The 14013-nt window shown below is 33.1% G+C and carries 13 protein-coding genes and 1 tRNA gene; 10 read left to right on the top strand and 4 right to left on the bottom strand.

Annotated elements, in window-relative coordinates:
- Positions 1–93: 93 nt before the first annotated feature.
- Positions 94–1017 carry a helix-turn-helix transcriptional regulator gene (locus EKM79_RS11535; protein ID WP_125568963.1) on the bottom strand — a complete coding sequence of 308 codons (924 nt, stop codon included), beginning with the start codon at positions 1015–1017 and terminating at the stop codon, positions 94–96.
- Between the two features lie 89 nt (positions 1018–1106).
- On the opposite strand from EKM79_RS11535, the gene EKM79_RS11540 reads away from it, so the two are divergent.
- Complete coding sequence (locus EKM79_RS11540; protein ID WP_125568965.1) at positions 1107–1754, top strand: FMN-dependent NADH-azoreductase; 648 nt, start codon at positions 1107–1109, stop codon at positions 1752–1754.
- A 55-nt stretch (positions 1755–1809) separates the two neighbouring features.
- On the opposite strand, the gene EKM79_RS11545 is transcribed toward EKM79_RS11540, so the two are convergent.
- Both EKM79_RS11545 and EKM79_RS11550 read right to left on the bottom strand, forming a co-directional pair.
- On the bottom strand, positions 1810–2523 hold the full coding sequence (locus EKM79_RS11545; RefSeq protein WP_211331292.1) for an alpha/beta hydrolase: 714 nt from the start codon (positions 2521–2523) through the stop codon (positions 1810–1812).
- Between the two features lie 242 nt (positions 2524–2765).
- Positions 2766–2837: transfer RNA gene (locus tag EKM79_RS11550), tRNA-Gln, on the bottom strand.
- Between the two features lie 153 nt (positions 2838–2990).
- Between EKM79_RS11550 and EKM79_RS11555 the strand changes: the two genes are divergently transcribed.
- The 3 genes from EKM79_RS11555 to yjeM are packed head-to-tail and all read left to right on the top strand — an operon-like array spanning position 2991 to position 6337.
- Entirely contained in the window at positions 2991–3317 is a 327-nt protein-coding gene (locus EKM79_RS11555; RefSeq protein ID WP_125568969.1) for a heavy metal-binding domain-containing protein, read from the top strand.
- An 11-nt stretch (positions 3318–3328) separates the two neighbouring features.
- Entirely contained in the window at positions 3329–4759 is a 1431-nt protein-coding gene (locus EKM79_RS11560; protein WP_125568971.1) for a C69 family dipeptidase, read from the top strand.
- A 39-nt stretch (positions 4760–4798) separates the two neighbouring features.
- Entirely contained in the window at positions 4799–6337 is a 1539-nt protein-coding gene (gene yjeM, locus EKM79_RS11565; RefSeq protein ID WP_125568973.1) for a glutamate/gamma-aminobutyrate family transporter YjeM, read from the top strand.
- A 37-nt stretch (positions 6338–6374) separates the two neighbouring features.
- On the opposite strand, the gene EKM79_RS11570 is transcribed toward yjeM, so the two are convergent.
- Positions 6375–7394, bottom strand: coding sequence for a LacI family DNA-binding transcriptional regulator (locus EKM79_RS11570; protein ID WP_125568975.1), 1020 nt, complete (start codon positions 7392–7394; stop codon positions 6375–6377).
- 173 nt (positions 7395–7567) lie between these two features.
- Between EKM79_RS11570 and EKM79_RS11575 the strand changes: the two genes are divergently transcribed.
- Genes EKM79_RS11575 through EKM79_RS11600 form a run of 6 tightly spaced genes read left to right on the top strand, consistent with a single transcriptional unit; the run spans position 7568 to position 13896 of the window.
- Positions 7568–8668 carry an isocitrate/isopropylmalate family dehydrogenase gene (locus EKM79_RS11575; RefSeq protein ID WP_164506085.1) on the top strand — a complete coding sequence of 367 codons (1101 nt, stop codon included), beginning with the start codon at positions 7568–7570 and terminating at the stop codon, positions 8666–8668.
- A complete protein-coding gene (locus EKM79_RS11580; protein WP_125568979.1) occupies positions 8665–9807 on the top strand; it encodes an aconitase family protein in 1143 nt (380 codons plus the stop codon). Before EKM79_RS11575 ends, EKM79_RS11580 begins: the two co-directional genes overlap by 4 nt.
- A gap of 12 nt (positions 9808–9819) precedes the next feature.
- Entirely contained in the window at positions 9820–10332 is a 513-nt protein-coding gene (locus EKM79_RS11585) for a LeuD/DmdB family oxidoreductase small subunit (RefSeq protein WP_125568981.1), read from the top strand.
- 1 nt (position 10333) lies between these two features.
- A complete protein-coding gene (locus tag EKM79_RS11590) occupies positions 10334–11602 on the top strand; it encodes a 3-isopropylmalate dehydratase large subunit (protein WP_125568983.1) in 1269 nt (422 codons plus the stop codon).
- A 4-nt stretch (positions 11603–11606) separates the two neighbouring features.
- Positions 11607–12896: a 2-hydroxycarboxylate transporter family protein gene (locus tag EKM79_RS11595; RefSeq protein WP_125568985.1), complete on the top strand. Its 1290-nt coding sequence runs from the start codon at positions 11607–11609 to the stop codon at positions 12894–12896.
- Between the two features lie 13 nt (positions 12897–12909).
- Entirely contained in the window at positions 12910–13896 is a 987-nt protein-coding gene (locus tag EKM79_RS11600) for a D-isomer specific 2-hydroxyacid dehydrogenase family protein (RefSeq protein WP_125568987.1), read from the top strand.
- The last annotated feature ends 117 nt before the right edge of the window (positions 13897–14013 follow it).

Below are 14013 nucleotides of genomic sequence, written 5' to 3' on the forward strand. Positions count from 1 at the left end.
GAACAGTGATGTTCTTTTTGTGTTAAAAGGGAATAAAAAAACTGGTATTGATTATTCATCAATACCAGAAAGTATAGAACCCGATTTTTTTAGTCAATAGCTATTAATAATTTTCTTTAATTCAGCGATGTATGAATGTTTCAATTCTTCTGGGTAATTGATTCTGACATTCTTCCCAAGTCCAATGAGATAATCAATCATATAATTAAACTCGTCACGATTGTATCCACCATACATGATGTTTTTTCCATGTTCGGTTTTTAAATACATATTGGGGTAGTTATTCTTTTTGAATAATTCTTTTCCCAATGATGTTAATTCACATTCGAATTGAATATTGTGATAGTTATTTTCATAGTTTTGTTTGAATTTTTTTAATTCAAGGTGAGTGTAAGTGGAAGCCAAATCGTTGTTTATTTTACAAGATTGAAATTGATCACAACGATAAGTTCCCCATTTCTTTGTCACGATATCTATAGCATCGCAAAACCATATACCGTTACGATATAGAAGATTAAAGATTTGTAACTGTTGCTCGTTATTATGGATTTTGATATCAATAATTTTTTCGTTCACAATAGATTCTAAAATAATATTAAGAAAATTGGATTTACTAATTGAAGGAATACGATAATAACTGACGCTTTCCTGCAGTTTAGAAACATAATCTTGTTGTGGACTAGGCAAAGTCGCAAACAACTTATCAAAGATATGTTTATAAGATTTTTCAAATGGTGTTGCGGATAAGAGAGTTAGTGCTTGAATGGCGAAGAAAATAGCACTTACTTCTTCAAGATTGAAAATAACTGGAACTAATAACTCTTTTTTTATAAGGTGGTAACCTCCATGACGTCCATTTTCAACATAAAAGGACAGTCCCATATTTTCTAATTCGGTGATGTCGCGTAAGGCAGTTCGTTTAGATATTTTAAATTCATTGATTAAATCGTTTATTTGAAAAAAGTTTTTACTACTGAGAAAAATTAATTCTTGATTGAGTCGTTCAGCCTTATTCATAAAATTTACCTCGAATTTTTATAAAGGTGTCATTAGTTGTCACCATTAAATTGTAGAATATGGTTATTGAGAAAGAAAGAGGATAAGTTATGAAAACATTAATTATTAACGCTCAACCAGATTTCAGAAACGGTGATCATTATTCTATCAAACTGCAACAGAGATTTTTACAAAGATATAAAGAAGTATTTTCCGATGAAACAGTTGATCTTATCAACCTTTATGACATGGAAATACCACAATTGACGATGGATCAACTATTGGGTATTTGGGAAAAACAGTCAAATCATATAAGCTTGAGTTCAGAAGAAATGCGGATTTTTCAAATTAATCAAAAATTGATTGAACAGTTCAAAAGCCATCATCGTATCGTAATTGTTTCACCATTGCATAATTTTAATGTTACTTCGAAAATGAAGGATTACATCGATAATATTTTAGTTGCTCATGAGACATTTAAATATACTGCCGATGGATCAGTTGGGTTAATGACAAATGATTATAAGGTGATGTTACTTCAAGCAAGCGGTTCTATTTATACTAATAATGACCGTTATACGCCATTGGAGTTTTCGAGAAAGTATTTGCAAGGTATTTTTGAGGAGCTGATGGGATTTGATAAATTCTCGATTGTAAGAATTGAAGGTTTACAGACTAACGGCGTTGATATTAATCAAGCCGTCCAAAAAGGGATGCGGGAATTAGACGGTGAATTCAATAAATTTTATGATCTTTAAAAAAATGTCACCAATCAAAAAGGGAATGTTTGACTCTTATGTCATTCATTCCCTTTTAATTCACTTGACCATTCAACCAGTGAAGTAATATATCCGCTATTACCCTTTGTTGATCATCATTACTTATATCGGCTTTATTATCGCCTTTTTGCTTACCGTAGCTACCGAATCCAGCGTGATTTCCACCATTGATTTCAACGTAATCAGTGGACTTAGGTAGTAGCTTCTTAGCCTTTTTGTAATTTGTTTTATTTAACACACCGTCGTTACTGGCAGTGATCGATAGCACTGGTTCTTTGATATTTTTTAGATTACCTTTTTTTTCAGGATAACTGGCTAAGAAGAATACACCCCTTAGTTCTTTCTTGTTTTTTGCTGCATAACGAGCAGCCATTGTTCCACCTAAAGAATGGCCGCCAATTATGTATGAATGATTACTTTGAACCCTTTTTGCCGCGTTGGCATCTACTACAGCTAAGTTAAGAGGGAACTTAGCAATATAGACTGTATAGCCGTTTTTTGCCAAGATAGATGCCCAGATACTGTAGCTTCGTGGTTCGACTAAGGCGCCTGGATAAAATATAATAACAGGTTTGCTATTATCTCCTTGAAATTTGTAAGTGTCATCTACAAAAGTACTGTTTTCAGAAGCGTTGCTAGCTTCTTTAGAAGGCTGATATTCAATTTGTTTAGCAATTAGAAATGCTGCACTTGTTAAGACAATTAGTGTTATAGCAATGCCTATTAACCACTTGAAGATTTTTTTCATGTTAGTCATTTCCAGTCTTGTAGTACTTGTATTTATAATTATATTGTATTATCTTGTTTTGGTTTAAACAATTGAAAAACATACTAATTGTTAAATCTTTCTTTTAAAAAATTAAATCGTAATCAGACGGAATAATTATATTTGAAAACCTAGTTAGAAAAGTATTATATATTGATAAATCAAATAAAAAGAGATGTTACTAGTAAAAATACTAATAACATCTCTTTATTTAGCTCTATTTATTGGGCAAGTAGGGTTCGAACCTACAAATTGCGGATTCAGAGTCCGCTGCCTTACCGTTTGGCGATTGCCCATTGATATCAATTGGTTAACAATAAAATACTAATAAAAAACATTATTAAAGTCAAGTTAAAATATGTGAAAAAATTGGTTAATAATGGTATTTAATAATGATTCTTGTGTTATCTTTATTATGGGAGTGATAAAAAATATTGTGAGGTGAATATATGGATAACAGCGAGATATTAGTAACTACAACTGAACGTATTCCAGGTAAAGAATACGAAATTATCGGTGAGGTGTTTGGATTAACGACTCAGTCGAAAAACGTAGTCAGAAATATTGGTGCAGGCTTAAAGAACATCGTTGGTGGTGAAATTAAAGCATACACTGAACTACTTTCAGAAGCTCGTGATATAGCGATTGAGCGTTTACGCCACAATGCACTAGAGATAGGGGCTGATGCTGTAGTGATGATGAGATTCGATTCAGATTCAATCAGTGCCGACATGGAAACAGTTGCTGCTTACGGTACCGCAGTAAAATTTAAGTAAGGTGAGATTAAATGTCATTGGAATATAACAAAAGTTCTCTTTCAGCTTGTACAAGCATCTTAATTGGTAAGAAAGCCACAATTGATGGTTCTACGATTATTGGAAGAAACGAGGATTCACAGGCCTCATGGCCTAAGCATTTTGTGATTCATGAACATAAAGAGTTCGAAGATGATCAAAAGTTTGTTTCTAAAGCTAATGATTTTTCAATAGATCTACCTAAAACTCGGTTTAAATATTCAGCTACTCCTGAATGGACTTTCAAAGAAGGCTTATTTGAGGAAGATGGTTTCAACGAATATGGGGTAGGAATGAGTGCTACTGAAAGTGCTTATTCAAACCAACGTGTCTTAGGAGTTGATCCTCTTGATGAGAATGGTATTGGTGAAGAAGCAATGATCACCGTGGTTTTGCCATATGTAAAAACAGCTCGGGAAGGTGTTTTGCGTTTAGGTAAAATTATAGAAGAGCACGGAACTTGTGAGACAAATGGTGTTCTCTTCTCTGATAAAGATGAAGTCTGGTATTTTGAAAGTGGTTCGGGTCACTATTGGGTTGCACAACGGATTCCCGACGACAGTTATGCCGTTGTTGCTAATCAGCTAGCAATTCAAGAAGTCGATTTTAATGATTCAGACAACTTCTTATTCAGAAGTGATTTACAGGAATTTGTTAATGATAATAGTTTGAATCCTAATCGTAGTAGTTTCAATTTTAGAAATATTTTTGGAACACATACTCTTTCGGATGAAATATATAGCACTCCACGTGTATGGTGGGGTCAACAACAATTTTCTGGGAAAACTGATGAGAGTCCTGAAAGTGAAGAATTGTCTTTCATCAAAAAAGCAAATCGACTATTAAGTGTCGATGACGCACAAGATTATTTAGCATCTCATTACCAAAAGACGGAATTTGATCCATTGAATAATGGAGCTGATAATAAACGTTATCGCCCAATTAGTTTAGCCAAAACACAAGAGTCACATATTTTACAGATTCGTCCTGACATGAGACCAGAAGTTGCTTGTGTACAATGGCTTGCAATGGGTGTAGCATCACAAAGTATTTATGTGCCATTCTATATGGGTATTACTGATACGCCTGAAGAATATAAGATAGGTGAATTGCCATATGATAGCAAATCAGCTTATTGGACATATAAATTGGCTGGTGTCTTGTTAGATGGTCATTATAAAGAGCTTGGCAAGGATTACCAAGCAAAACAAAAAGATATTAATATCACTCTCCGTAACATGTTGCGCGATTTTGATATGAAAGCCTTGAGCAAAGACTCTGAGGAATTACCTGAATTTTTAACTGAAGCATCGTTTAAGATGTCTAGAACATCACTTAATGCATATAAAGAATTAATTGCACAGTTAATTACGGACTCGACTAATTTTTCGCCTCTGAACTTTAAGACAGATATGAATTTATAAATATTTGAACTTTGAAATAATAATAAGGGGATTATAAAAATGGATGATGGTAATTCGACCAAGAAGACTATTACATTATTTGGTTTAATAATGATGATCTTCTCGGCGATTTTCGGATTCGCTAACACAACTGTTGCTTATGAACAGATGGGATTAGCAAGTATTATTTGGTACGTATTCGCGGCTGTATTCTTCTTCCTGCCAGCAGGATTTATGATGGCTGAATATGGTTCTGCCTTTAATGAAGCAAAAGGTGGTATTTATTCTTGGATTGAAGGAGCTGTGGGACCAAAAATTGCCTTTACCGGTACATTTATTTGGTTAGCATCTTGGGAAGTTTGGTTAGTTTCCACTTCCACAAAGGTTTGGATTCCATTAGCAACAGCATTTGCAGGTCATGATACAACTCAATCATGGGGTGTACTTGGACTTAGTGGAACGCAAGTTATCGGTATTTTGGGACTATTTTGGATCATTTTTGTCACAGCATTCTCTAGTATGGGAATGGACAAGATTTCTAAAGTTTCTAACTTTGGTGGAATCATGACAATTGCTCTAAATGGTATTTTCTTCATTTTGAGTTTGATCTTGTTATTTACTACAGGCTTCCACACGGCTGAACCTATTACAGGTATGGATACATTTATCCATTCAGCTAACCCTGCATTTGCATCACCAATTGGTATGGTTTCATTCATCGTTTATGCTATATTTGCATACGGTGGTATGGAGTCAATGGGTGCCGTTACTGATAGTATGAAGAATCCTAAGCGTGATTTCCCACGTGGTATTTTGATTTCAGCTGTTGTCATTGCTATTACATATTCACTAACTATTTTAATGTGGGGTATTAGTACTAACTGGAATCAAATATTAGGTAAATCCAATGTTAACTTGGGTAATATTACTTATGTTATGATGAGTAATCTTGGTTATCAATTTGCTGATAGTATTGGCTGGAGTCATGCAGCCGCAATTACCACCGGTGAATGGTTAGCCAGATTTACCGGTTTTGATATGTTCGTCTTGTACATGGGTGCATTTTTCGTTCTAGCATATTCACCATTGAAGTCGTTTATTTTAGGTACACCAAAGGACTTTTGGCCTGAAAAGGTTACAAAGTTGAACAAACATGGTATGCCTGCTAACGCAATGTGGATTCAATGTGCCGTTGTTGGTATCATGATTATTCTTATTGCTTTCGGTGGTAGAAATGCTAAGCAACTTTATAATGTTTTAACGTTGATGGCTAACGTTTCTACAACTATTCCATATCTATTCTTAGTTGGAGCATATCCATTCTTCAGCGTGAATAATAAGATTGAAAAGCCATATGTTTTCTTTAAGAATAAGAAAGCCATGTGGATAGTTTCAATAGTCGTATTCATTGTTCTTGCACTTGCAGTCGTCTTTACATTAGTACAACCAATCATTGAGCATGCATACATGGATGCCTTCTGGACTATTATTGGACCAGTTGTCTTCGGTGTGATCGCCTTGTTGATGTTTGATAGGTACGAGCGCAAAGAAAAAGCAAAACAAGCGGAAGATAATGACTCAGACGTTAATTTAGGATAAAAATTAAGGACAAAACTCAATTGAGCTTTGTCCTTTTTTATTGCTCTGGAAATGATTCACGTACAAATAATTCTGGTTCAACCGTTATATGTGCTGGTAGTTTATCATTTTTATTTTCGATCTTTTTCATTAATATTTTAATTATTTGGTTTGCAATTTTATCTGATGGAACGTTAATAGTCGTGATTGAAGGAGTTACGTATTTTGTGAAATTACTGCCCAAGGTGCCTATGGAAATAATTGATAATTCGCTTGGTATTTTGATATTTTTTTTATTAAAATAGTAAACCATGCTTAGTGCTATAACATCTGATTCACAGAATATTGTATCGGATTTATTTTTTTGCATTATATATTTTTTTGCCACATCAATACCCTTATTGAAGTCATTGACGGCATATATTATGTTTTTTTGATTAATTTTAATACTTTCGTTTTTGCATTCCCTTATAAAGTCTTTTGTACGTTGGTTTGATGCAGTATATGTATCTTTTATACCTACTACAGAAACGTTATCCTTTTTTGCCTGTTTTAATAAATTAACTGCCATTAGAGCAATACTTTTTGAATTAACATTAACAGTTGACAGCTTTTCAGATGATCGATTAATTAGAACGATTGGAACCATAGTTTCGAGCGATTCAAGAAAAGAGACATCCTTTTGTGAGGGACCACCTACAATAACACCGCTAAATGAATTATTGATGATTTCTTTAGAGTTTTTTTCTATATAGTCATTTTCGTAAGCTTTAACTATTAATTCACAATCAAATTTATTTTTGTGAATCTGCATATTTATATCTGTCAGAATATTTGAAAGCAAATTAGTTCTAGTATCAAAGGGCCAATATAGAGCAATTTTTGGTCTATTTGCTTGTGAATATCTTAAACTACGAGCATTTGAATTTGGTGCATACCCTAATTCATTTACGGCATTCATTACTTTCTCAATTGTGGAGTCTGATATACTTCGTTCATGAGCTTTACCATTAACAATAATTGATACTGTAGACATTGAAACGTTTGCTAGCTGAGCAACATCTTTTAATGTGGCCATTATAATTTAACCTCTTGTATGTTATTTCATATGACAAATATTATAACAGAAATAAAATGATTGTGAAAAAATTAATCAGTTGTTGACATTTCAAACTTTAGGATTTACACTAAAGTTGTTCATTTGGTACAACGTTGTACTAAATGCTTTTAATAAAAAATAGGGTGAAGGTTATGGAATATAATATCGTAATTTTACCTGGAGATGGAATCGGTCCGGAAATAGTTAAAGAGGCCGAAAAAATTTTACAAATTTGTGCAAGCGCTTACAGTACAACGCTAAACCTAAAAAAGTATTGTGCTGGTGGAGCATCGATTGACAAATATGGAACTCCATTAACAGATAAAGCTTTTGAAGCATGTAAGAAAAGTGATGCAATTTTACTAGGTAATATCGGGGGGGATAAATGGAATGGCTTACCAATTGAGAAAAGACCTGAAAGAGTTCTTTTTAGATTGCGTGGAGAGTTAGGTTTAAGTGTCAATATAAGGCCAATTTTTATCAAGCCAAGTTTGATTAGACAATCGGTTTTGAAAAAAGAAAGACTAATTCATGGAATAGATACTGTTTTTATTCGAGATGTAACTGGTGGAGAATTGCCATCAGAAAAGTATCAAGGAGTTGGAAAGTTTGGCAAGGAAGCATTTGATAAAGATTATTATAACGAAAAAATAATTTTAGAGGCCGCAAATTGGGCTTTCAAAATAGCTTCTCAACGATCCAAAAAATTGCTTAGTGCTGACAAAGCAAATGGATTAGTTAGCTCAGCGTTATGGCGTTCGATATTTAATGAAAAAAGTAAAGAATTTCCATCAGTTAAATTTGAAAGTAAATTAATTGATGACACTGCAAGAGATTTGGTAAGCAATGCTTCTGATTTTGACGTAGTGGTAGCTCCAAATTTGTTTGGTGATATTATTTCAGACGAATTAACCGGCATTGTTGGTTCAAAAGGTATTCTTCCTGCAGCTACATTAAGTAATTCAGGAAAAGGTATGTACGAACCTAATCAACTACATAATACTGACATTTCAATAGTTAATAAGAATATTGCTAATCCTATCGGAATTATTTTATCCACGGCTTTAATGTTTCGTTATTCTTTGAATATGAATGATGCAGCGAAGAAGATTGAAAAATCTGTTGATATTGTACTTAATAACGGTTTTGCAACAAAGGATATATATGAGGAAGGTAAAAAATTAGTTAGTACGATTGAAATGGGAGATTTGATTTCAATTGAATTAAAAAAACTTTTGGGAGAAAACAAATGACAAAAATTGAAAAAATTCTAAATGGAAAAAGTGGAGATACTGTTAATATTATTCCCGATTATTACGCAATAAATGATGGTGAAGGTTATAAGGCTGCGTATAAGGTGTATGAAAGTGATTCAATTAAATATCCAGAAAAGGCTTTAATTGTTATTGATCATGATGTTCCAGCAGGAAATTCAGAAAGTTCCGTAATTTTTGAGAAATTGGTTAAATTTTCTAAGAAGTTTGATATTAAGTTTATTCAGGCAAAGGGTATAACTTATTCGATACTATCAAATAAATTTGTAAAGTCACAAAATATTATTGCTTCCTGTGGTTCACATAATTCTATATATGGTGCTAAAGGAGCATTAGGTTTACAAGTCGGTGAAGATGAACTTAGCAGTATTTTAACGAATGGTAATTTTGAGTTCAAAATCCCTGAAACGGTTCTCGTTGAATTAGACGGAAAATTAAAAGATGAATCACCAATTGATTTATTTATAAACTTTTTAAGTGAATTTGGTAATGAAATATTTACAAATAAGGTTATTGAATTTACTGGTGATGGATTAAATGAATTGTCTAAAGAAGCATTGACAGTGTTGTGTAGTATGGCAACTAGAACTGGAGCTATTACTGCATTGGTAAATACTGATCCAGTGGGAGATTATTCCAAAAAAGAAAAATTTGATTTGGGACAAGTTAAATCAGCCATTGCAATGCCTGTAGAAAGTAAAGATTCAGATTTTGTAAGTAAAGATGCTAACGATTTAAAGGGACAAGAGTTTAATGCCGGATTTATTGGTGGATATACAGGTGGAAACATTGAAGATTTGCGCCATGCTGCATCGTTAATGAAAGAGAAACATATTGCTTTTGGTTTCAGATTAAATATTTGTCCAGCAACGAGTGATGTTTATTTACAAGCATTGAATGAGGGATTAATTGATACATTTATTGACTTTGGTGCCCAAATAATTGCTACAAGTGACAGAAATGTAACCTTACAAGGTGCTGGTGTTGTTGGTTCTAAAGAAAAGATTATAACTACTGGAAGTTATAACTTTTCAGGATGCTTAGGTTCAGATGATGCGAAAGTTTATATTGGTTCAGTTGATAATGTGGTTCGTATGTCATTGGATAAGAAGTTATAGGAGGATATGATTATGGAAAAAGTATTTAAGGGTAGAGTTTGGAAAATGGGCGACGATATTGATACTGACACAATTATACCTGGTCGTAGAGGAACAATTCCTGAAATGAAAGAAATGGGTAAATATGCTTTTGAATTACTAAGACCTGAATTTGCCAGTGAATCGAAGGACGGTGACATCATCGTTGGAGGTAAAAATTTTGGTTGTGGATTTTCAAGAGAGCAGGCGGCATCAGTTATCGCAATAAACGGTATTAAAGTAGTTATTGCAAAATCGTTTGCTAGAATTTTTTTCAGAAATGCCTTTAATAAAGGACTTATTCTTATCGAATCTGATGGAGTTCAAGATGCTTGTAAAGATGGAGACACAATGGAAGTTGAGTTAAACAAGTGTATAAGAGTCAATGGTCAAGAATTCCCAGTTAAAAAGATACCTGACAATTTGCTACAAATTGTTGAAGATGGTGGATTGATAGAAAGTATTAAAAAGAGAAATAGAGCCTTAAAACAAAGAGAGGTTAACTAAAATGGCAAATACATTAGTAGAAAAAATATTAATGAAAAATACAGGTATTAAACATGTTGAGGTTGGTGACATAGTTATATCACACCCTGATATGTTCATGGTTCATGATATTTATACTCCTTATTTATATGAAACATTAAAGGAAATGGAAACTGAAAAATTAGATGATCCTGATAAAGTCACAATCATGTTTGATCATTGTTTGCCGACCGCTGTAGCTAAGAATGATTCGGTTCATTATGATGCTGGAATTAATTTGAGTAAGAAATATGGCATTAAAAAAGTTCATATTGGTGAAGGAATTTGTCATACATTGATGCATGAATATCATTATGCTAAGCCAGGAACTGTCGTTACAGCCACTGATAGTCACACTACTACTTATGGTGGTGGCGGATGTTTCTGTACCGGAATTGGAACAGCAGAAATGGGTGCTGCACTAACAACTGGAGAACTATGGTTCAAGATTCCTTCAGCTATTAAAGTTATTTTAAAAGGTAAATTTAAAAAAGGTGTCTATGCCAAAGACCTAATAGAGACGATATTAGGTGATATCAGATCTGATGGTGCTCAATATAAGTCGATTGAGTTTACTGGTGAAGGTGTAAAAAATATCAGTATGGAATCTAGATATACAATTTGCAACATGGGATTGGAAGCTGGAGCTAAATGTGCATTGTTCCCAGCAGATGAAAAAACAGCTGAATATTTTGATATGGATTTGAAAGATATTGAGTGGGTAAAACCTGATGAAGATGCCAAATATGAACGTACTCTGGAATATGATTTGGGTGATATTCAACCAAGCTTATCATGTCCACAAGGGGTAGATAATGTTCACGGTATAGATGAAGTAAAAGGTAAAAAAGTTCAGGAAGTATATATTGGTTCATGTACAAATGGAAGTATTGAAGATTTAGGCGTTGCAGCCAATATTCTTAAAAATAAAAAAATTGCACCATATATGAAATTAATTGTTGTTCCAGCAAGTAATACCATTTTTAAGCAGGCTATTGAATTAGGATATATTCAAACCTTTATTGAAGCTGGAGGTGTAATATCGCATCCATCTTGTGCACTATGTTGTGGGATGCCGTACGGATTATTATCAGATGATGAGGCAATTTTAAGTACAGCCAATAGAAATTTTATTGGAAGAATGGGTACAAAGAAGTCACTAATTTATTTAGGCTCTCCAGCAATTGCTGCAGTTACAGCTTTGAACGGTGAAATTTCTGATCCTAGAGAATATTTAGAAGCAGAGGCATAACATTATGACTGAAAAAATTTCAAAAATTAAAATTGGTGGTTTAACATTAAAGTATTTTATTCCATTTTTTTTAATTTTGCTGATTGCTACATATACAGGAACACTGAATAATGACGTTATTGGTCCTATTGCTTTCTTGTATTTATTTGGTGCACTGTTTATGTATGTTGGCGGGATTATTCCAATATTTGGTAGTTATATGGGTGGTGCTGTTCTATTGCCTTTGTTTGGTGGATCAGCATTGGTTTACTTTGGTCTTGTACCAAAAACATTACAGAGCAATATTTCTGGGGTAATGAGTTCAGGCGCAGTGAATGTATTTATTGCCGCAATTGTTGTCGGTTCTATCTTGAGTATGGATAGAAAAATGTTATTGTCTGTAACCGCTAGATTGTTACCTTGTATTTTATTTTCGCTATTAATTGCAGTTATTTTTATGTATATAGGATGTATCGTCACTGGAAAATCTATTTTAGATGGTATTTTTATGGTAGGATTACCAAATTATACTGGCGGATCATCTGGGGCATTAGTTATTGTTCCAACGATTTATGCTGACTTTTTCAAAAAAGCAACTGGTGATTATGCAGGTAAATTCATTGTCTTTATGAATATATCTAATTTGATTTGTGTATTATTTGCAGGTGTATTAAATAAATTAGGAAATAAGTATCCTAAATTAACTGGTAACGGTGTTTTGATGCGCGGTGGTTCTGCTTCAGCCAAGGTAGAAGATAAAGAAACTCATACAATGGATAAACACTTGAAAATGCTTGGTACTGGTCTAATAGTTTCTATAGTTTTCTTGATTTTAGGAAATATTTTACAAACATTAGTTCCACAATTGAATTTTATTGCTTGGGCAGCTGTACTAGTAATTATTGTAAAAGCATTAGGAATTCTTGACGAAAATATTTGTCGTAGTAGTGAATATTGGCAAAAATTTATGCTTGGAAACTTCTTGCCTTTCTTAATTACTGGAGTTGGTATTGCATCGTTAGACTTGAAACAATTAGTTTCCTATTTCACGTTAAGCAACTTTTTGATTATTTTCCTTGGTGTGTTGGGAGCTGTAGTTGGTTCATTACTAAGTGGAATGGTTTTCCATTTCTATCCTATCGATTCCATGATCGCAATTGGCGCCAACATGGGAACTGTTGGTGGTAGTGGTGCTGTAGCAACATTATCAACTGCAAAACGTATGGATCTCATGCCATTTGCTATTATTTCAAATAGAATTGGCGGTGCTTTAGTAGTTGTATTAATAAGTTTATTGTTACCATTTTTTGTATAAAGGAGAAATTTAAATGAGTAGTATTTTAGTTTATGCTCCACGAAAAGATGAAATGCCATATTTTCAAAATTATAAAATTGATTCTTCTATTTCAACAGGATACGTGTCAGATGAATTGAATTTAGACAGTGTAGAAAAGTCTGAAGGATATACTGCAGTCTCGATTCCGGGAAGCAACGTAGTTGATGAAAAAGTTATTCAAGAATTGCATAAGAATGGAGTTAAATTCTTGGCTGTACGTAGTATTGGTTTTAACAATATTGATCGAAAAGCCGCTGAAGAAAATAATATTAGAGTCTCAAATGTTACTTATTCAACTAATAGTGTTTCTGATTTTGCAGTAATGTTGATTTTGATGAGTTTAAGAAAAGTAAAATCTATTATTCAACGTAATAATGTTCAAGATTTTTCATTGAATGGATTACAAGGTAAAGAATTACGAAATTTAACTGTTGGAATTATTGGAACCGGAAAAATTGGTGAAACTGTAGCAAGAAATTTATCTGGATTCGGTTGTAAGATCATAGCTTATGATTTATATCCTAAGAATGATCTTGATGACTTATTATCATATGTATCACTTGATGAATTATTGAAACAAAGTGATGTCATTTCATTACATGTACCTTTATTTGATTCCAATTACCATATAATAAATAGTGATAGTATCGATAAGATGAAAGATGGAGTATGTTTGATTAATTGTGCACGTGGGGAATTGATTGATACTGATGCACTTATATCAGGATTGGAATCTGGAAAGATTGGCTCCGCTGGATTAGATGTCATGGAAGGAGAGTTAAATATTTTCCATTCTGATCATAAATTAGATATTTTACATAATCATAATATTTCAATTTTGAGATCATTTTCTAACGTTATTTTGACACCGCATATTTCGTTTTACACTGATCAAGCAGTGTCAGATATGGTAAATAATTCAATGAATTCATTGGTTTCATTTATTGAAACTGGGGAAAGTCCATTAGAAATTAAATAAAAAAAAGAGTCTGGGACAAAACTAATATCTCAGATAATATTTAGTAGAAATAACTGATATACGGTTATTTCTACTATTTTTTTGCCATTTTAAATGGAATTGGTTGGGTATTTTCGC

The sequence above is a fragment of the Companilactobacillus insicii genome (genome assembly GCF_003946015.1).
GTDB lineage: Bacteria > Bacillota > Bacilli > Lactobacillales > Lactobacillaceae > Companilactobacillus > Companilactobacillus insicii.